The following is a 19,836-nucleotide window of genomic DNA, read 5'->3' on the forward strand; positions in this document are numbered from 1 at the left end:
TGCGCTTCATAGATCGATCTTGCTTCTAGTACATGCAGCCTGTCGTGACGGTGCCCAGCAGTTGCCCTCCAAGAGCCCCGGTATCGTTGCCGCTATACCAAGCCGCTGGCGACATGGCGCTTGCCTGCGCGTACCAGTAGGTGCCATAGTCGTTCACTGAGAAGTACGTTCCTTGAATGGGCGGCATTACGGTTCCAGTGATATTCACCATTTCCTGCCTTGGTGTGTACATCGCCCAAGCGGTGCCGCCAGGGCAGTTGTCCTTAGAGAACGTCATTCCATCCGATACGTTCTCGAATTTCCGCGTGATCGACAAGTTCCCCAACCCGTTGGTCAACGCGACATACCGGTTCCCTTTGCAGATGTAGCCGACGTTTGTACCGCTCGTGGCAAGCTGGCCATTGTTTCCGCACCACGTACCGTCGGTCACATTCGTGACGGCCGTGCCGATCGGCTGCCAAATGCCGCCGAAGCAAATCACGAGCCCCGTTCCCGTTGTGCTCGTCCGGATCGATTTGTCGACACCGCATGCGCTGCCTGGGCTTCCGGTGCTGGTCAGGTATGTCTCACCGTTGCTTGTGAGGGATGTGTTTGCCGACACCCGCCTTGCGTTGTTGACGTCATTGCCGCCCAGGTCGAGCGATGTCTGCATCTGGTTCAGCTCGGGATGCCCCGGTACCTGGACCCGGTACAGATACCCGTTATTGGCCTGCGCTCCGGTGAAGGCCAACAACGAAGCCAGCCGGCCACTCCCCGGGTTGGTGTAGTTCGCCAGCGGCACCTGCCACGCGCCGTACGCCCCATAGGCCCTGGTTGGCACCATCGTCGGGTCTCCGTTCTGCCCTGCGTATGGTACGAAGCCGCCCTGCGCACCGGCTTGCGCAGCGATCTGCACCAGCTGGCGCGTGTCTGTGATGGCACGGCCGCCCTGCGATGTGACAAGCGCCTGCAGGTTGTTTGGCGTTGGCTGCATGACCTGGAGCAACCACGTCTGCCCGAACACGTTCGTCACTGAGAAACCAGCGGGCAGATAGCCACCATTGACTAGCATCGCCGGCGTGACCGACACCGGCACACTCGCCGTGGCCTGGGCGACCAGCGTTGCGGCTTCGTCCTGCACGAACTGCAGGGCGGCCTTATCGAAAACCAGCATCTGGCTCGCCGCGGCTGCGGTCTGCACGTTCGTGACGCCGGCTTTCGCCCACGTCGCGAAGCCGGCAAGGCTCAGCATCGAGAGCATCAGCGCGATGAGATATCCGAGTATCGCTTCCATGCGTTTCTCAGGTGTTCAGCTGGACCCAGTGGACCAGCGCCCCAACGGGAATGTTCGCCGGCACGCTGTACGCCATGCCGGTTGCAAGATTGACGCCCGTGCCCTGACTTCGGACGCGGAACCACGCCAGGCTGCCTTGGGTGGTGCCGAGCAGCGACGCGCCCGCCCCTGAGGACACGCGCACATAGCCGTACACGTCCCGCCCCCCAGCTGGGTTGGCCACGGCCATGCAGCCCGCGCCGGCAGGAGTCACCATGCCCGCCGGCAGCACCGGCGTGACACTTGCTCCGACCAGGCCGGGCGTCGCGCCGGCCGTAGCTACGCAGGCTGCGCCGTAGGCCTGCGCCTGCTGTGCGGTGATGGTTGCCACCGATTCCATGCGACCGGGCACACCGGCACCGGGCGCCGCTTGCGACAACTGCGCGAGCTGCGCCACGAATCCAAGACAAAACAGGACCGTGGCGATGGGCATGATCAGGTAACCCATGACATTTCTCCTGAGGAACCAGCACGGGCCCTCGACCTCACTGGAAGGTGAGCGTAAAGGCGGCAGTCCTTGAGAAGCAGGGCCGCGCTCACGCCCTGCTTTGCGGTCCGACCGCCGCCTTCACCAAACTGAATTACCCCTTGCGAGCCACCGTTGGCAGAAGACAGCGTCATGGCATGCCCCAGGAATCGAGCAGCGTGGTGCTGCGAACCATGTCCGTCGGGAACACCCGCCGGTAATCATCGACGGAACGATCGCCGTCGTGAAGTTCGGTGGAGCCGTCGTAGCCCTGCGAGAACCCTGCGCGGGCAATCGTGCTCAGCTGTGCAATGTTGGTTGCCACTGCCCCGGCCTTGTGGCTCTGGATGCGGTTGTACCCCGCGTAGGAAACTACCAATGAGTGCCAACTGGCCCAGAACAATCGCGATGATCCGACCAAGAATCCCATCCACGTCATACCCCTAAAGTGCCATGCTCGATTACGTTGCCTTCCATCGTGGATGTGATACCGATGCAGAAGCGGTCGCTGTAGCCGCACGCTCGCCTTACTCACTGGAATGTCAGAGCGAAGGTCGCCGTGGCGCTACAGGCCGCGCCGGCGGTCGCCTGGTCGGGAAGGTTGGCCTGGTTGAACGTCGTCGAGCCGACTGTCAGCGTCACATAGTCCTTGAGACCCACGGCTGCGCTTACGCATTGCTTTGCGGTCTGTGCGTTGCCGCCGCCGAAGGTGATCACGCCCTGCGAGCCATTGTTGGCGGACGAAAGCGTCACTGCATTGCCCCACGGATCGACCAGCGTCGTACCGCGCACCATGTCCGTCGGAAACATGCCGCCAGTAACCATGGCCGCGATGTTCGCCGTCGTGAAGTTGGTATACCCGTTGTTCCCTTGCGAGAATCCGGCACGAGCGTTCGTAATCAGCTGCGTGAGGTTGGTCGCGACTACACCGGCTTTATGGGTCTGAAAGCCGTTGTAACCCGCGTAGGCAATGCCAACCAGTGCGAGCAGGCCCAAGACAATGGCGACGATGCGCCCGAGAATTCCATCCATTCGATACCCCTTTTTGAGTTTGAAATAAGCCGTTTGTTAGAACTGTCCCATCGAGGACGTGAGGATCGATGAGAGAGAGTTGGAGCCGAGCTGCAGCACCACGAAGGCCAGGAACATCAACCCGGTGAAGATCGCGGACATGACCATCCCTTTGGCGAGCAACTGCCGCTCGATGACCTCAGCGTTTTGGCGCACGGCCACCGTGATCTTTTCGGTGAAGTCATCGAAGCCCGCATATGCGCCGATTTCGTCGATTAGATCCAAGGACGGGAATCCATTGCCGGCCTGACGCATGGCCTCCGCCAGGTCCAGACCATCAGCAAGCCCAAGACGGATCGGCCGCAGCCGTGACGCCAGCCAGGGCGACGCCGAGCTGATCTGTCCCTCCAGCGCAACGGTGTCAGGTACGTTCGCCCGCAACAGTGCGACGAAGGACATCAGCCAGGTGAAGCCAGTAATCTCTCGGTACGCCGTGAACGGGAACACGTGCCGGTCACAGACTCGCCTGCCCGGCCCCGTCCATCGAGACAGCGCCCACCAACTCCAGCCGGCATATGCACCGATCCCGCCGAAAATCACTGGCGCTGGCCACCCCACCGCCAACTGCCCCATCCAGTACATCGCATAGGCCCAGTCCGTCCATCTTTGGAGCGGCAGTACATCGAGGAACTGCGGGACGATGTATCCCCCGATCAGCAGCAAGACCACGTAGAGCGTCACGAGATACACCGTTGGCGCGAAGAAGCTCGCCTGTAGCTTCTGACGAAGGCGTGTCGTCAGGTCCCGAACGTCCAGCACGAGCCGCATCGCTTCCGGCAATTGCCCCGCCCTCTCACCCGCGTCCAGCACGCTGCGCTCGAGATCGCTAAGGCTTGCGCCCATTGCCGCCATCAGTGTCTTGCCGTCGCGTACCTGGCGACCCACCTCGTTCGCCGCCTCGGCCGCGCGCTTTCTGCCGCGCCGAGCTTGCCGTTCGCGGAAATCCTCCAGAACCTGCGCGAGAGTCAGCCCATTCTCCAACTGGCTGGATGCCTGCTGATACAGGCGCCGCCGCATTCCCCAGGACAATCCGTTCACACTTGCTCCCGCATCGGAATGGCATCGACATTTCGCTCGGCGTCAACCGGATCGAGCCGGCCGGCCAGGACCAGGTCCATGGCGTGAGCGATCATCGGCTTGTCGGAGCCGGGCCGCGCCCTGTGGTTGCGCCTCGCCGCCAACACCCCGTCGTTGATGCAGTCTTGCATCAGCGCCTCGTTGGTCACTACGACCTCTGCCACTGCCTGCTGACCGACAATGCCTTCGCCATGGCAGTGTTCGCACCCTGCGCCGCGAACGCGCACGCCAAACAGATCCCCCCAAGAGCGCATCGCACGCATCATGTAGTCCGGCAGCGGTTCTGCCGCGCTTTCAATTGGCACGCAGCATTCCGAGCAAAGCAACGGGACGATCCGTTGCGCAATCAGACCGATGACCTGGTTGTGATTGCAGATCACGTCCATCGCCAGACGCACGTGGTCGAGCATGACGAGCCGCAAGAAGGTTTCGAACGGATCGGTCACGTGCAGGGTGGTCAGTACCAGGTGACCAGTGGCCGCGGCCTGCAGCGTTGCGATCGCCTCTTCAACACCACGGATTTCGCCCAGCAGTACGGCATCCGGGTCCATCCGCAGTGTCATGCGCAGCATCTCCGGAAAGCGTTCGCTTTCCGTGACAAGCTGGATCGCCCAGTCCATCGGGTACTCGGTCGGGTTCTCGATCGTGACCAGCCGCTTCTGGGGGAATAGACGGGCCTGGTGGCGGGTGCACTCGAAGAGCGTCGTCGTCTTGCCGCTGCCGGTTGGGCCCGTCACGACGATCACCCCCATGGGCCGACGAAGTAACTGCGAGATCAGTTCCACCTGTAAGGGCGTGTATCCCATCTCGCCGAGCTTGAAATCGCCCATCGGACTCTCTGGCATCCGAAGGTCCAATCGCTTCGCCGCCTCGAGCGCTTCGGACTTCTTGGCTCCCTGGTGATGTTCCCGGTATTGCAGGCGCGCCACGAGAAAGCCACCGCCGCTCTCCACCGGATAGGCCGGCCCGCGGACGATCCGCACACTGGAAAGGCCCGTGCCGGGCAGCGCGTCGCCGGCAATCTGCGCATCCTGGACGTCCAGCGGATTGTAGGTAGCGGCCTTCACGGTGGCCAAGCCCGTGTACATTGCCCGGATCAGTCGCTCCCCCTCTTCCCTGCGCATGGACAGGGCGGCGACCGTGCGCAGGTCCCCTTTGACCCGCACCTGGATCTCGGTATGGTGCTCACGGACCAGGATGTGGATATCCGAGGCGACCAGCACGGCGCAATCGGCAATCAGCCGGCGCGCCAGGCTCAACGTATGCAGGTCTGCATCCTGCAACAGGCCTGTACCGCGCTGCTGCCGCAATACCGAGAGTTCCTGCGCGGACACCTTGCGCACTTGTGGCGCCGCACCGCTGCGCCGCAGCTTCGCTTCCCAGGTAAGGAAGCGAGGCGTACCAAAGTGCCGCGCGTCCACGTAGATTTCGCAACCGTGCACCGCCAGCACCTGCTGCACTTCATCATTGGTGAGGCCGAACTCCTCGACGAGATTCTCGACATAGAGTCCGCTCTCGGACGCGCGCTGACGCAGAGCCGCCGCTTGCTCAGCCGTCAGGCGGTTCATGTTGCAGGCAACGCGGTCGAAGGTTGCCGGAATGGTCTTCGGATAGAGGATATGGGGCGCCAACACATCCGGTGGCGGCGGCAAGGTCAGCACGTCGGATTTCACCGACGGCTCGGCCCGCAAGGCAATTGCCGTGAAACGGGCAGGATCTCGGCTCGGATTGCGCCACAGGCGCGAAATGGTCCCGATCATCGTGGTTTTCCGACGTTGTGATTGGCCGCTACCGGCGGCGATGCACCGTCCCGCAGTGCGTATAGCTTCCCGGTTCCCTTCCATGCCTGAGTGGCTGCGTCGTAGCTGACTTCCGTGAGCCGCAAGCCAGGCACGGCATCAAGACCTCCGCCCGTGCCGAGCCAAGGCGGTGCGCCGAACGAGATATCTGCTGTCATGGAAAGCCAGGGATCAACCGGTGGATTGCCATTTGACGGAGGCAGCGCGGGCGGCATGGTCAACTGCAAGCCCACGCCACTGCCGTGCGCGTAGGTCCACATTGACCGCTGTGCATCCGCAACGGAATGAACAGCCGACGCCGAAGGCAGAAAGGCAGCCGGGACATTTGACGAGGCATTCGCCTGATTGCCGTCCGACGTGAGCACACCCGGCGCATTGGCGGCGATCCCGCCATCCCGCTTCCAGTTCGTTTCGATCGTCATGGTCGTCGAGGTGGCTCGCTTGCAGTGCCATCCGGCGAGCGTCCACCCAGCCTCAGCGAGCGCCTGGTTGTCCCACGCACGGCGGCATGCCTGAAGGAAGGCCGCCGGCGCGGCCTCTTCCACCCAAGGCAACACCCGTTGCTGCGCGGCCTCATTGGCACGCTGCGCGGCGGCGATTGCGCGTTGACGCATCAGCTGGGCTTCGCGCTCCGCCTTTTGCTGTTGGTCATACCAATACCACCCGCCCCCGGCGAGCGCGGCTGTCCCCGCGATCGCCGCCGCGACGTAAGCGGTCGACTTCCATGGCCCCGTCAGGACGTCCCGCATGGCCGACACGCCCTTCGACGCACGCGCCATCGCCGCCAGGTCGCGCAGCGTCCCCTCAACCTCCGTCCATTCGCCAAGCGCCCGATGCTGCGCGCGGACTGCAGTCAACTCTTCCAGAGTGCCGACTTGATCTCCACCGGTAATGACGGCATGGCCTTGTCTGACCGCCACATACCAGCAGCGGCTGCCTTGCAGGTGAAAGAGGCCCATCCATGGCTGACGATGCTGGCTCGCCACGATGGCGGCGAGCGGCTTTAGCCCAGCAGGCTTCGCGCCGGCCATGGGTTCGCAGAAGCCACTTTGGACCGCACCTTCGGCGCTTTCATGGACCACGCCCCAACGAACATTGCGGCCAAGCTCCAGAGCGCTTGCACGCAAGGCGCTATTGGTAGGCTGTGCCTCCTCGTGCAGCCAGGACAACCCAATAGCAAAGCCGCCCTTCAGCCCGGGGAATGACAGGATCTCGGCCATGGCTCAGGGCCTCAGCGTGCGCACGCGCTTGCCGTTGGCAAGCCTCACGCCGGCGTCATCGATGCTCACCACCTTCCAGCCGCCATCCAGCGTGTCACCGGCTTGAACCGGCACGGTACGCCCGTCGACATCGAGAATGGCGTTGTAGTGGCCGTCGAAGGCGCGTAGCGACACGAGGCGTGTCCCATCTGACAGCCTTGGGCTGGCCCCACCCGTCGGCATCGGACCGGTCAGCGAAATTGAAGGTGCCCCGCCTGGCTGCGGCGCCCCCGCAGGTGCGGCCGTGATCGAGTCCTCCGCGCGCTTCACTTCCGCCTTGTACTTGGCGATCTCCGCACGGGCCTTCCACAGCGCGAGCTGCGACTGCAGGGTGGCCAGCTCCGGCGCATCCGTGTTCCGAGACGGCTGGGTGGCTTCGACCGGAGCGCCTGCAGTGGTGCCTGCAGTCGCACTCGCTGCAGCGATCGCTGCGGTAGGATCCGTGACCGATTTCGCCGTCGGACTGGAAGCCGGGGGCGAGGTCACGTGGGCAGCCCCAACTGAGGCAACTGCGGCAGCAGCCGGATTGGGCGACGCGAGAGCCGCAGTGGTCGTGGCGGTCGCCGACAGACAAGCAACGGCGATGGTCAAGGCAGCCGCAGCCCAACGAAGATTCAATGCGCGTTTCTGCATAGTGTTGTCTCTGTGTTACAGGAGGCGAGCCGAGATCACGATTGCGATGACCGTGTCTCCCCTGGTGGCGCCGACACCGCCACCAAGAGCAGCCATCCATGGCTCACCGACGCCGTTGTTGGTCGTCGCTGCCTTCTGATTGCGCAGGCCTGTCAGCACCAGGGATTCGCCCGGCTTGAGGCTTACCGACTGCGCGAAGCGATTGGTCGGCATGGTGCGCAGCTGCACGCTGGTCTGATTCGCGTCGCCGCCTGCGTTGAACCGCTGCAGCGGAAGCAGGTCCGACAACGTCATATCGAAGTTCATCAGGATCCGGCCATCGACGACCTTGGGCAGGAACGCGCTGGTAAAGCCATAGGTCACGGTGCCTGTCTGGATGGAACTGGTCGAGCCGACATTCGCTGCCAACGTCGTCTGCGACTGCGGCACGTAGTCCTGCAGGGTTGCCGTCTGCAGGGCGAGCACCTTGCCGTTCTGGGTGACGCCTGAGCGCGACACCACCTGCGACACGTTGCCGAGGCTGGAGAGCGCCTGGACCACGGCCTTGCTTCCTGCCAGGGGGCCGCTCATGATCGTTGCGCCCAGGTTCATGGGCGAGGCGCTGCCGGAGATAGTCGGCGTGCTGGGCGAGCTGAAGGAGACGCCGGTGTGGCCGCTCGAGCTTTGGTAAGCGAGCGACAGGTTCAGGCCGTAGTTGTCCTCGCGCGTTACGCGGACTTCATAGACCTGCACATCGATGGCAACCTGCTTGCCATACATGGCAGCCAGGCTCTTCACGAACTGCTCGACGCGATCGCACTGTACGGGGTCGCCAGTGACCGTCAAAGTGCCCAAGTTCTTGTCAACAACGACCTCAGCACTGGCGCCGGCAACCGCCTTTGCCGTGTGCTGGAGTGTTTCCCAGGGCTTCATCTCGACCGACATGTTCGTCGACTGACCGCTCCTACCCGCGCCGGTCCCGCCAGCACCGCTGCCATTGCTGCTGGCACCGGACATGCCGCCGGAACTGCTGTCCGAGGTGGTGATCGATCCGGCCATGGATGAGGAGTCCGCAAGGCTCGGAAGCATGTAGGTACGCGTCTCGGTCCTGAAGAACGTCACGGTGCCGTCGTTATAGCGAGACCACGCGACAAAATGCGCCTCAAGCACCTCCAGAAATCCTTTGAAATTGCCTTCATAGCGCAGGGTCAACGGCAATGCCGGCGCCATGCTTGCGCCATTCGCCGATACCGAGGCTCCGCCGGCCAGCGGAGCACCCAGGTCCACCACACGCGGAGCCCCACCCATCGGGATAGGCCCACTTGGTCGTGGCCCGGATGCCGGTTGTACTTGAGCCGGGATGACTGGCAGCGCCGACGCGTCCACGGTGGCGCGCACACCGACGCTTTGCGCGATCCAGTTGGCGGCCTCGGTCAGCGAGCCGATGCTGCCTTTGAACACCACATGCTTGCTGTAAATGTCCGGTTGTGGCTTGCTTGCGCGAACCTTCTCTCCCATCAGCCATGCGCCCTCATGCACACGGAACACCGGCCGGCTGCGCGGCGCATCGGCATAGTGCGCGTTGGCCTCACTGCCGATCGCAGTTTGTACATTGCGTGTTTCGATCACGCCGCAGCCGGACATCAACGTGGCGGCCGCCACGGCAGCCGCCGTAAAGCGTTTCCTTCGCATACTCATTGCACTATTCCGTTTTGGCTGATGATCACCGTGCGGTTGCCGCGCCAGCTATCGCCGACCACGTCCGCACCATTGCTCGCGAGCTCTTCGACGACACGCTTGACGGCCGTTTCGAAGTCACTGCCGTAAGCTTTGTCGCCGGGGACGATCCAACCGTCCGGGACGTTCCATGCCACTGTCCAGCCAGCCCGGGTAGCCCAGCCTTGAAGCTGTTGTTGGAGGGGCTCCCCTTTGAGGAGTCTGAACTCATGAGCCACCGGCGCGACGGCCGCCGCAGCGGGCGAGGTGTCACCGGAGCCCAACACGGCGCTGCCTGTTACAGTGGTCCTCATGGGCGACACAGCGGCCAGCAGTGCCTCCCCGCCGGCGGCCTTGCTGGTGCGCTCGGGCTGCAACGACTGCCACCCATCGCTCGACAGTTGTTGTGCTGGATGCGCGCTGGGTGCCTTGGAAGCGTTGGCGGCCGGCGTGACGCACAGACTGGTGACCAGCGAGGCAATAGCCCCGGCGATGCGGATGGTTCGGTTGGATTGGCGCATAGCTATGCTTTCGAATGAACGGAATGGACTACCGCAATGCGGCACGTTGCAGCGCCTGCCACCGGGCATGGATCTGGTTGGCGTACCGCAACTGCTTGTCGGGCGACGCGGCGTTGTATGCGCCAACCGCCTTCCATGTCGGGCCGAAGCGCTGGATGTTCTCGCGCAGAATCCAGGCGCCGACGTAGGCATTCACGCAGCCATCGAAGAGGTGGGCCCGCGTAATGCCGTACTTGCTCAGCCGCGGCAAGTGAATCGAGTTGATTTGCAAGAGCCCAATATCCTCTGAGCCGTTCGTATTTCGGTTAGTCACCCACGGCCTCATGCCGGACTCTTGGATGGCGATGCTCCGCAGCAGCGGCGGGCTGACACCGTGGAATACGGCGGCATCGTCCAGGCAGTCGGCATAGGCAGTCCCAGCCAGCAGTGAGGTGACGATCAGCGCTCCGATCCTGCGAATCATCACAGCGCCACCTTCCCGGGTTGCTCTTTGAACCGCACTTGCGGCACGCGATCCACGTAGACCACGTTTCCGTCGGCGATCACCGTCAATCGCGCCGCAATGCCGTTGAATTTGTAGTAGCGGTCCTTTTGCTCACCGTTGCGCTGGTGGTCATCGCCGAAGACCGACACGCTGACCATCGATTTGGCGAAGCTCAGGTAGGTCGTGCCGTCCTTTTCGAAAGCCATTTCCAACCCGGCGCCGTTCTCTCGCGGGAAGACGTAGTCAATCTCCGGCACGCGCTGCACACTCACGGACTTTCCGTCCGCTATCGCCGTAAACCGGTCGACGGTGGCAAAGGACAGCACGCGCTGGGCCTCATCCCACTTCGTCCAGATCTTGCTATCGGTCTCGTCGCGCAACACCAGGTCCCTGGGCTCCTGCTCGAGCCGAATCTCGATGCGACCCTGCTTGTTGTCGCGGATTGCGACGGCACCGAAGGCCGATGCCAGGGTCGGGCCCTCCGGCAAAGGCGTTCCGGCCACCGGCACCGACGCTGCGGCTTCTGTTGGGCCGCCCGGCTCCATATGGGCTGCTGTCGCAGAAGCTTGCACCAGCCCACCCGTCCCCGCGGCCGACGCTTCACCCATCACCGAGAAGCTCTTCGGAGGCGCAACGCGCAGTGCGATGTTGCGGCGAGTGAAATCCACTTCGGCGTAAAGATCGCGGCGATCGAGGACCCGCGCGAGCGCCTGGAGCCAGTTCTCGCCACCCTGCAGCTCAATCGAGACGTCATCCGTCAGCGGAATGTCCTTCTGCGCCGTGCCGGTCCAACCGGCAGGCGCAATAGACTTGACCATTTGCGCCAATGGCAGGGACGACCGTCCCGCGCGCACCAGTGGCAAGCCCGTATAGCTGCCGATCAAAGCCAGCCTGCCCGAGATCGCCGCGCGCGGCAGATCGCCCAGCGGATTGGCCGGCTCGGACGTAAAGCCGTTGGCTCGCTTCCAACGCGCCACGACCGCCTGGCCGTTGGCCGAATAGCGCACCACATCGGGAACACCATCGACCACCCAGTACGGGCCGTTCTGCGCGGCACCGTCAGCCTGCACCACTTGGCCCGGCCGCGGTTGGATATACGTCGAGAGCCCGTCATTGAAGATCAGGGCAGGCCGATCCGCAGCCCGCGCAACGACCTGGTAATCGAAGTCCAGCGGCTCGGTGTCGGTCGCTGCGTGAGCGCTCGCCATCAACACCAGCGCGGAGAGAAGAAGCGACCTGATCATCGGAATTGGGCGACGTGGTTCATGAAACGAGCGAAGTACGGCCCGCCGCGCTCCGGATTGGCGCTGTGGTACCAGGCCACGGCCTTCATCGGGGAGCCGCTGCGCCGCAGGTTTTCGGCCAGGATGTCCTCCGCTACGCGGATATTGGTCGCCGGTGCGAGCGCTTCCCAAGGCGACGAGAAGCGCTTGCCGTGATAGCACCAGTTCACCTGCATAAGACCGACATCAAAATCGCAGCGCTGGCTGGCCAGCAGGCGGTTGACCGCCGCGTACGCTTCCTCGCGCGTGGCGAAGAACATGCCGCGCCCCGCGACGTTCAAGGTCCACGGCCAAGGGCGGCCGCGGTATGCCGATTCATTCATCGCGATGCCAGCCGTAATCTTGGGATCGACTCGTTGGCCCATCTGAGAAAACGGCTCGGTCTTCGGCGCGCAACCCCACCCGCCACGGCGCTCCGCGAGCGCTTCTTGGGCTGCTTCGGTGAGGATGGGCGGCCGCAGCCAGCCTTCGCGTGCGAGGAGGACAGCGATCGGCACGGCCTTCCCGCCGAGTTGGACGACTGGACCTTCCTCGGCCCCGGGCTCGATCAATGCGCCAACCAGCCTGGCCGACCAGCCTAGAAACGCGTCGAGGCCGCAATACAGGACCGGTTTTCCGGCGATGGTGTGCAGCCGGTCTTTTCCATCGGCATGCACTACCAAGGCGTTCGGGCTGATCACAGCCTGAATCATTGCGGCCTGTGCCGCGCCGGCGAGTACCAGCGTGGTCAGGGCGAGCATGGTCTTAGTCACGATATGCCTCCAGCACCATGTCGTGCTTGACTTGCACCATCATCTTCTGGCCCGGCTCGGTCGTGATCGTCGGACGGATGCTCTGGTTGCGGTTCAGGATGGTGGATGCGGTTTGCGCTGCAATCTGGCCGGCAGCATTGCCGTACGTCGTCAGGCCAGACGGTCCCACGGTTGTGGCTGTGTTGCTGTCATTAAAGCGTTGCTGAAGGACACCGATAACCAGGGCGCCACTGAAGATCTTCCAGAAATGGTTGTTGACGTCTCCACTGATGCCGGAGTGCCCGTTTGGGTCCGCCCCTTGCATACCCATGAGGGGCACCGTCTTCCCATTGGGCAACTGCATACGGACGAACGCGGCGAGGATGCGCTCCTGGCCGATCGTGACCTCGGCGCTGTAGGCACCTACCAGGGTGCTGCCGGCTGGGATCACCTTGCACCGCCCATTCACCGTGTCGTAGACGTCCTGCGAGACGGTCGCGCGGAATTCGCCCGGCTTGTCCGAATTGAGGCCGCCCGCGAACGTTGCCGGGATGACGAAGCCTCGGCTCAGCGTGCACTTCGGGAGCTTGCCGTCGAAGCCGGTGCGCAAGGTCGTCATGGCACCTGCTTCGCGGAGAAACTGCTTGTCCGGCGAGACGGCCAGTTCCGGCGCTTCCGGCGCCCCGTTGGCAGTGCTGGCACGGGCCACGGCGGCTTGCTGCAGCGCCCGCATCTGCGCGGGATCGGTCAGATCAGCAAGCCCGGCCGGCACCTTGGCCTGCCCGAGTTGGGACTTGCGCATGCCCTTCTTGAAGATCGAGGCCGTGAAGATATCGTCTTCTTCGTTCTTCTTCGCATCGGATGCTGCAGCTTTGGCCGGGGCGGCAAGATCCTTCGCCGTCATCACTGGCGCGCTGCCTGTGTCCGGCTTCACTGCCAGTGCGCGTTGGCGCTCCGCTTCAGCACGCGCCTTGGCCGCCTGATCACGAATCGTGGCCTCGAGCGTCTGCCCGTTGTCGCCGCTGCTGGCCCGTTGGCGCAGCTGCTCCGCCCGATCCTGCTCGGCCTTGGCATCGGACTGCTCTTCGCTGACCGACTGGAAGTAGTAGCCGAGCCCGCCCACCAGCAAGGCGGCGATCACGCCCAGCGCCATGACGATGTTGCGCGGCAGCTTTCCCTTGACGGTGCGCTCCTGCGCATCCGTCACATCGGAGACACCGGTGGACGATGTGCGATCGCGCATCAGAACAGCCCCAGGATGCGCCGGCGACCGCGCTCGACCTTGACCTCCTCGCTCCCGGAGCGCAGGGCGATGGCTTCCGCCAGCCGCTGTACGACCAGAAAGTCGCCACGGCGTATGAAGTTCACGACCACATAGTCGCTGCCGTCCTTGGCCAGCGGCACCGGCCAGTCCGCGCCCTTCGGTATCCGCAGCCACACCGCCTTGCCATCATCAAAGGCTGCCTCCGGCTTGAAGCTGGCGCTGCCCGAGATGGAATACTCGAAATTGAGCTGCTCAGGCCCTACGGCAAGGGCATCCGGATTGCGAACGCCCTCCAGATCAGCTCTCCCCTCGCCCCGCTCGCCTCTCGCATCACTACGCGCCTTGGCCTTGGCCGCAAACGTCGTGGGGATACGAAAGCGCACTTTCTGGTAGAAGATGCCGCCCAACGGCGACGATACGAGCGTGAACTCGTAGCTGCGCTTGTTGGTGTTCACTGAAAGGGTATTCACCAGACCCGCCGCTTGGGGCTTCACGTACAGATGGTTCAGGCCATCGGTTTCGTAGTCCCAACGAACGCTCTCACCCCACGCCGGCTCGCCAACGATCTGCTCGTCCTCGGGGAACTCGATCGTGGTCATCTTCAGCGGCGCGCTCAGCACACGAAAGATCTGGTCGCGGTTGTAGGTAAAGACGACGAGGCGGGAGTCACCCGGCAGCGCGATCGGCTCTACGCCGCCGTTAAAGGGGTTGGCCGGGTTCATGGCGTCGCTAATGTCGCCGATGCCGAGGCCCGCGACACTGGCGCCGACCCGGCGCACCGGCTTATCGGCGGCGTGCGCGTCCGGTATGGCAAGAGTCAGCGCCATCACAGCGGCGGCAACCAGGGAACTCAGCGGGGATGACTTGCGGATATCCATGAGCGTAGACCCGGCTTCATGCCGGCGATTTCTGGAGGCTGAAGAAAACGGGATGGACACCGAATGGATTCGTGCCAAGCACGGCGTCGCTCGTCGGCGGTTTTACCTGGTAGCGGAACGTCATCGCGTACCGCATCTTGCGCGGCTTGTAGCCGTCCTCCGTCGTGGTGGTAATGAATTCCACCGCGACGGTACTGTCGGGCAGGACGGCCACATTGGTTACCTTGACTTCGCGGACAAGGGTTGCCGACGCACCGACTTGCCGAAACGGTTCATCCTCTGCCACCCAATCCTCGAACTGCTTGCGAGAGGATCCGATCATCTGTTCGCGGACAGAACGCAGGTTGCGCGCCATCCGTGAGTCCTCGACCTGGGTTGTCAGGATCGGTTCGATGGTGAACCAGCGCGTCACGAGATCCTTGAGGGCCCATTGCAACTGAATGCCTTCCGGCTGGAACGCCTCAAGCTCTCGCACGATCGGCTTGCCGCTCGCATCCGCCGACACGCCTACAGCCTTCACGACCGAAGGCGGCGGTTCACGCGTCATGATCGCCGCCAACGCAATGCAGCCCAGGCCGAGGGTTGCGACCTTCCAATGGTTGCGCTCCACGGAGATTCTTGTGGTGCGATCGAAGATCAGCTGCTCGGGGCTTTCATTGCCATACATCCCTGGCGCAACGGCGAGGGGCTTGGCATTGTCGGAATCTTTGCGGAAGAAGCGCATGCTGCGGCAGTCCTTTGGGATGCCGCCAATTTAAGCAGTGAAGTCACCCCTTCAGGTCGCAGAAAGCCATGCGATTTTGCGCGGCTTTCCGAGAATCTCCGCGATCTCGCCAGATCACGCAGGACACTTGAGAGACCTCCGGACGCTGTAGCGACGCCTGGATCCTGCGACGGGCTTTGGGAGCCGGCTAGAGGCGTCGTTTGATGCTGCCTCTCCCGTCGCACCCTATATCCAACTGCCCCGAAGGAGGATTACCCGGAAAGCCGATGGTTTTGGTATCCCTTTCCGCGAAAACAGCATGAGCATGCTCAGACTTTCCTCTTCGCACCACACCAAGGCGTTGGCTCAGATCAGAGCCGTGCCGAAGAACCGTAGAAAGCTGGCAAAAGTCGTATATCTTTCAACGCGCCACACGATACATCGCCCGCCAACAATAGCGGGCATGGAATCCTCAGTCTCCAACCACCCCATATTGCAACTCAGCCAGCTCGAAGAAAGCGCGGTCGCGATGTTCTTTGAATCGCTCGCGCCAATACGCGCCTACATCGATGCGTCCGATGTGGCCGAGGTCATGGTCAACAGGCACGACAGCATCTGGGTGGAGCGGCGCGGCGAGATGACGCGATTGGACGTGAGGATCGAGCCCGCAAAGTTGGAAGGTGCTGTTCGCTCCCTGGCTTCCTCGGTGCAGAAGTCTGCGGTGCGGGGCACCGCACAAGGCATCATCAATGCGGGCCACAAAGGGCTTCGGATCGCCGCCGTCATGCAGCCCACAGCCATTGACGGCCATGCGCTGAGCATCCGCCGGCACCGCGAGACCAATCTCTCTCTTAGCGACTATGTGAAGGCGGGGGCCTTCTCGTCCCGGCACGCCTGCAGCAAACACACCGATCAGCCCATATTCACGGGCTCTGTCGAAGATGAAGCGCTCAAGGATGCCCTCATTGAGCTTGTCCTGCAGCGGAAGAACATCCTAGTCGCCGGCGGCACATCTTCCGGCAAGACCACATTCTTGAACGCACTGGTCGAGAACATTCCCGACGGCGAGCGTGTCCTGACCATCGAGGACACGATGGAACTCAAAACGCGGGTACCCAATACGGTCCGCCTGCTCTCCAACACCGACAAGAACGTGACCACCCAACAGCTGGTCGCGCTCGCCCTGCGATTCCGCCCCGACCGCATCCTCGTTGGCGAAGTCCGCGGCGGGGAGGCGTTCGACCTGCTGCAAGCGCTGAACACGGGTCACGACGGCGGCATGGCGTCGCTACACGCGAACAACGCCCGCTCGGCCCTCTCCCGCATGGAAAGCCTGGCGATGCTTGGCATCCCGCCAGGCTCTCGTTGGGAACTGGATGACATGCGCAAGCTCATCGCTGAGTGCTTTAACTACGTGGTGCATATGCGCCGCACCGGCGAAATGCGGCACGTCTCGGAAATCATCGAGATCAAGGGCTTCCGCAACAACGACTACGACATCGAACGCGTTTTCTAAACCAAGGAGTCTCTCCAATGTCTTCCCCGTTTGTTCAATGTGCCGCCAAGACGGCGCGCAAGTACGCCCCGTCGATGCTGGTCCTGGTCGGCATGCTGAGCGTGGCCACATCCGCCGTCGCGGCCGACTACGGGTTCCTCGGCAACCTCGGCGAATTCATCTGCGGCATCGCCACGTTCATCAACACGAAGTACCTCTTTGTCGCCGGTCTGATCCTGATCGTCCTGGGCGCTATCGGTATCGCCAACTCCGAGTCGACCATCATGAAGTTCGTCTCGGTGATCTGTATCGGTATCGGTCTTGCCGCTGCAGCCCCGGCGATCATGAAGACGCTCGGCGTTGCTGCCCAGTGCTCCGGATTCTGATATGCGCGAACACCACGTCAGCATTGGGCTATCCCGCCCTCGCCAAATCGGCGGGGCCGTGCGCGGACTGGCCATCGCCAACGGCACGGTGGTCGCTCTGCTGGTGTACGTGACGTTCCGCAGCGGCTGGAAGATCCCCGTCGCGGTGGTGCTGATGGGCATGGCGTTTCATGCGCTCTTGCGCTGGCTCACGACCCGGGATCCATGGTGGAACCAAATTCTGAACGTCTATAACCATTACGGCGATCTGTACGAGTCCACCCCGTGGCACGGCAAGCTGCATACCCTCTTTCGCCGTCCCTACGGCTTTGACAGCGACCTGCCATGCTGAAGTTAAAGCGCCGTCCCCTCTATGAGTTGGTGCCGTGGCTGACATCGATTACGCCGGAACTCGTCCTCAACAAGGATGGGTCGCTACTCGCTTCCTACGCGTTTCAGGGTGTGGACGCCGACAGCCCCGACAGCAATGACATCACGTCTGCGCGCAATCAGCTGGACCAGGCATGCCGTACGTTCGACAACCGGATTACCGCGTGGTGGAAGATCAGCCATCGGCGCGCTCGCGACTACGTTGAAGGAGAGTTCGCCTCGCAGGCCGACGAGCGTCTGGACGCCCTTAACCGGGCGCACATGACGACCGGCAAGTACTTCCACAATGCCCACTCGCTGGCACTCGCTTACACGCCGGAGAGCGGCATCGCGAAGTTCTTCGACAAGGCCGGTTTCCACATGACGGTCGGTGGCAAGTCCATCTACGCGGCGATCTTCGAGGCGACGAAGGACACGCTCTTCGCGCGCAGCGCCTTTGCCTTTGATCTGGAGAAGATCTCGACCGATGCGCGTCGCTTCGAGTCGATGCTCGACGCCTTCACCGGCGGCGTGCCGCGTCTGCGCACGCGCCGCCTTGTCATGCAGGAAAGCTACGCCGCCCTGCACCAGGCTGCCAATCCGAGCGTTCCGCCGAGGCGCATTCGCTACCCGGTGACGCTGCTCGACACCCACCTGACCGAATCCGAAGTGACCGTCGGCGCCGAGCGCCTGTTGTTCGAGTCCGCCCATGGCAAGCGGTACGCGGCAATCGTCGCCGTTAAGGAATGGATGAGCTTTCAGGAAGCGGCACTGGACAGCCTGATGCAGCTCGACGCCGAGCTCGATGTCTGCATCATGTATCGATTCCTCGACACGGCTCGCGCTGCGGCCTACATCGAAAAGGTGAGGCGCTTCTACAAGATGGCAGCGCTCAACATCCGCTCCATCCTGAAGCAGTACTTCGCCAAGGAAGAGGCCGAGAACGACGAGGGCCGCGAGGAACTGGCCAAGGAAGCTGGCAAAGCGCTCCAGCGGCTAACGGCCAAGAACACGCAGCACGGCTTTGCCAACATCTCCATCATCGTCTACGGTGATTCCGAGGCGGCCGTCGAGGACTCGGTCAGCGAGGTGGTTGGGGCGCTCACCAACGCTGGCTTCGGGGCAATCCGCGAGAAAGCCAATCTGATGGCCGCCTGGAACTCTACCCTGCCCGGCCGCTGGGACAAGCAGCGCCGACTGCAGTTCGTCGAGACGCCCGCGGTTTCCGACCTCGCCCCGGTCCGATCGGTCATGCCCGGCCCCTCGCGCAACGACTGGCTCTCGGACAAGGCAGGCAAGGAAGTGCCACCGCTGACCTGCCTGCCCACCCGCCATCGCACCGCGCAGCGTGTCGACCTGCACCAGCCCGGTGGAAATGCCCACCTGATCGTCATTGGCCCAATCGGTGCGGGTAAGTCCGTGTTCCTGAACTTCCTGGTTTCCCAGGCTGGCAGGCACGAAGCTCGCCGCATCCGATTCGACAAGGACAGATCCACTCGCATCACGGCGCTCCTGAGTGGCGGGAAGTTCATCGACATCACCGGCAAGTTCGAAGCGGCGACTCGGGTCAATCCGCTGTCGTTGTTGGCCGATCCTATGAACTTCACCTACGTCTCCGAGTGGGTGACGCTGGCCATTGAGGACGACTCCTTCACGCTTTCACCCCAGCAACGCCAGGATATCTTCGAGGCAGTGAAAATCCTTGCCGGATATGGGCGAGAGAGCTGGACCCTGGGCCGGCTCGCAACGCTGCTGCACGACAGCTTGCGGGAACGTCTGCAAATCTGGCTGCAAGGCGGACAGTACGGGCATTTCTTCGACCATGCCGAAGACGCGTTCGAGATCAGCGACAACCTGTCCATCGAGATGGGGGATCTGTTCCTGAACTATCCGCGGGCGGGCGCGCTGTTCATGGACTATGCGTTTTATCGCATCAGCCAGAGCCTCGGCACGCGATACACGATCATCGAGGTGGAAGAGCTGGGCTTCTTCTTCACCAACAAACGGTTCTACGAGCGGTTCGAAATGTGGATCGTGACCATCCGCAAGCTCAATGCGGCGCTCTGGGGTGCGACGCAATCGCTCAAACAACTGGCCCGGGTTGCCGACTTCGAGATCCTGAAAGAGAACGTCGGCAACTTCATCTACCTACCGAACAGCCAGGCGAACACCAGCAAGGACCTTTACAAGGAGAAGTTCGGCCTGACCGATGACCAGATCCAGATGGTCAACGATGCAGTACCGAATCGCGACTATCTGTGGATCACGCGCTCCCAGACCCGGATGCTGCAAAGCCCGTTCTCCGACGAGATGGTGGCGATGTTGCGCTCGGATGGTGTCGCGCAATCGATTCTTGATCGTCATTACGCGTCGGGTGCACCCGACTGGCAGCAAAGCTACGTGCGCGAAATGCTCGCGCGATCCGTCTAAG

The 19,836-nt window shown here is 62.8% G+C and carries 20 protein-coding genes; 4 read left to right on the forward strand and 16 right to left on the reverse strand.

What is annotated here, in order from left to right:
- Positions 1 to 25 precede the first annotated feature (25 nt).
- From pilV to F7R26_RS37485, 16 genes are all read right to left on the reverse strand, one after another.
- Positions 26 to 1,273, reverse strand: coding sequence for a shufflon system plasmid conjugative transfer pilus tip adhesin PilV (gene pilV / locus F7R26_RS37410; RefSeq protein WP_058698189.1), 1,248 nt, complete (start codon positions 1,271 to 1,273; stop codon positions 26 to 28).
- 7 nt (positions 1,274 to 1,280) lie between these two features.
- Entirely contained in the window at positions 1,281 to 1,760 is a 480-nt protein-coding gene (locus tag F7R26_RS37415) for a hypothetical protein (RefSeq protein ID WP_058698190.1), read from the reverse strand.
- Positions 1,761 to 1,929: 169 nt separating this feature from the next.
- Positions 1,930 to 2,103 (reverse strand): hypothetical protein, encoded by a 174-nt coding sequence (locus F7R26_RS41280; protein ID WP_234788237.1) that lies wholly within the window; start codon positions 2,101 to 2,103, stop codon positions 1,930 to 1,932.
- Positions 2,104 to 2,309: 206 nt separating this feature from the next.
- A complete protein-coding gene (locus tag F7R26_RS37425) occupies positions 2,310 to 2,810 on the reverse strand; it encodes a prepilin type IV pili (protein WP_058698191.1) in 501 nt (166 codons plus the stop codon).
- 36 nt (positions 2,811 to 2,846) lie between these two features.
- Positions 2,847 to 3,887 carry a type II secretion system F family protein gene (locus F7R26_RS37430; RefSeq protein WP_058698192.1) on the reverse strand — a complete coding sequence of 347 codons (1,041 nt, stop codon included), beginning with the start codon at positions 3,885 to 3,887 and terminating at the stop codon, positions 2,847 to 2,849.
- Positions 3,884 to 5,686 carry a GspE/PulE family protein gene (locus F7R26_RS37435; protein WP_058698193.1) on the reverse strand — a complete coding sequence of 601 codons (1,803 nt, stop codon included), beginning with the start codon at positions 5,684 to 5,686 and terminating at the stop codon, positions 3,884 to 3,886. Before F7R26_RS37435 ends, F7R26_RS37430 begins: the two co-directional genes overlap by 4 nt.
- A complete protein-coding gene (gene pilO2 / locus F7R26_RS37440; protein WP_058698194.1) occupies positions 5,683 to 6,945 on the reverse strand; it encodes a type 4b pilus protein PilO2 in 1,263 nt (420 codons plus the stop codon). The genes F7R26_RS37435 and pilO2 overlap by 4 nt, the downstream gene beginning before the upstream one ends.
- A gap of 3 nt (positions 6,946 to 6,948) precedes the next feature.
- Complete coding sequence (gene pilP, locus F7R26_RS37445) at positions 6,949 to 7,617, reverse strand: type IV pilus biogenesis protein PilP (RefSeq protein ID WP_081050309.1); 669 nt, start codon at positions 7,615 to 7,617, stop codon at positions 6,949 to 6,951.
- Positions 7,618 to 7,632: 15 nt separating this feature from the next.
- Positions 7,633 to 9,288: a type II secretion system protein GspD gene (locus F7R26_RS37450; RefSeq protein ID WP_241754816.1), complete on the reverse strand. Its 1,656-nt coding sequence runs from the start codon at positions 9,286 to 9,288 to the stop codon at positions 7,633 to 7,635.
- A 2-nt stretch (positions 9,289 to 9,290) separates the two neighbouring features.
- Complete coding sequence (locus F7R26_RS37455; protein WP_058698196.1) at positions 9,291 to 9,833, reverse strand: toxin co-regulated pilus biosynthesis Q family protein; 543 nt, start codon at positions 9,831 to 9,833, stop codon at positions 9,291 to 9,293.
- 28 nt (positions 9,834 to 9,861) lie between these two features.
- Positions 9,862 to 10,296, reverse strand: a complete 435-nt coding sequence (locus tag F7R26_RS37460; protein WP_058698197.1) for a lytic transglycosylase domain-containing protein — start codon at positions 10,294 to 10,296, stop codon at positions 9,862 to 9,864.
- On the reverse strand, positions 10,296 to 11,561 hold the full coding sequence (locus F7R26_RS37465; protein WP_058698198.1) for a TrbG/VirB9 family P-type conjugative transfer protein: 1,266 nt from the start codon (positions 11,559 to 11,561) through the stop codon (positions 10,296 to 10,298). The genes F7R26_RS37460 and F7R26_RS37465 overlap by 1 nt, the downstream gene beginning before the upstream one ends.
- Entirely contained in the window at positions 11,558 to 12,340 is a 783-nt protein-coding gene (locus F7R26_RS37470) for a transglycosylase SLT domain-containing protein (protein ID WP_058698199.1), read from the reverse strand. Before F7R26_RS37470 ends, F7R26_RS37465 begins: the two co-directional genes overlap by 4 nt.
- A gap of 4 nt (positions 12,341 to 12,344) precedes the next feature.
- Positions 12,345 to 13,574: a TraB/TrbI/VirB10 family type IV secretion system protein gene (locus F7R26_RS37475; RefSeq protein WP_058698200.1), complete on the reverse strand. Its 1,230-nt coding sequence runs from the start codon at positions 13,572 to 13,574 to the stop codon at positions 12,345 to 12,347.
- Entirely contained in the window at positions 13,574 to 14,473 is a 900-nt protein-coding gene (locus F7R26_RS37480; RefSeq protein WP_058698201.1) for a TrbG/VirB9 family P-type conjugative transfer protein, read from the reverse strand. Before F7R26_RS37480 ends, F7R26_RS37475 begins: the two co-directional genes overlap by 1 nt.
- Before the next feature lie 16 nt (positions 14,474 to 14,489).
- Positions 14,490 to 15,197: a VirB8/TrbF family protein gene (locus F7R26_RS37485; RefSeq protein ID WP_058698202.1), complete on the reverse strand. Its 708-nt coding sequence runs from the start codon at positions 15,195 to 15,197 to the stop codon at positions 14,490 to 14,492.
- Positions 15,198 to 15,639: 442 nt separating this feature from the next.
- Here F7R26_RS37485 and F7R26_RS37490 point away from each other — a divergent pair, with 442 nt between their 5' ends.
- Genes F7R26_RS37490 through F7R26_RS37505 form a run of 4 tightly spaced genes read left to right on the forward strand, consistent with a single transcriptional unit; the run spans position 15,640 to position 19,835 of the window.
- The gene (locus tag F7R26_RS37490) at positions 15,640 to 16,692 is read left to right on the forward strand and encodes a CpaF family protein (RefSeq protein WP_058698203.1); all 1,053 of its coding nucleotides are present in this window, start codon (positions 15,640 to 15,642) and stop codon (positions 16,690 to 16,692) included.
- A gap of 17 nt (positions 16,693 to 16,709) precedes the next feature.
- Positions 16,710 to 17,057, forward strand: a complete 348-nt coding sequence (locus F7R26_RS37495) for a hypothetical protein (RefSeq protein WP_058698204.1) — start codon at positions 16,710 to 16,712, stop codon at positions 17,055 to 17,057.
- Between the two features lies 1 nt (position 17,058).
- On the forward strand, positions 17,059 to 17,388 hold the full coding sequence (locus tag F7R26_RS37500; protein ID WP_058698205.1) for a VirB3 family type IV secretion system protein: 330 nt from the start codon (positions 17,059 to 17,061) through the stop codon (positions 17,386 to 17,388).
- On the forward strand, positions 17,382 to 19,835 hold the full coding sequence (locus F7R26_RS37505) for a VirB4 family type IV secretion system protein (protein ID WP_058698206.1): 2,454 nt from the start codon (positions 17,382 to 17,384) through the stop codon (positions 19,833 to 19,835). Before F7R26_RS37500 ends, F7R26_RS37505 begins: the two co-directional genes overlap by 7 nt.
- Position 19,836: the final 1 nt, after the last annotated feature.

Origin of the sequence: Cupriavidus basilensis, assembly GCF_008801925.2 — a bacterium.
Lineage (GTDB): Bacteria > Pseudomonadota > Gammaproteobacteria > Burkholderiales > Burkholderiaceae > Cupriavidus > Cupriavidus basilensis.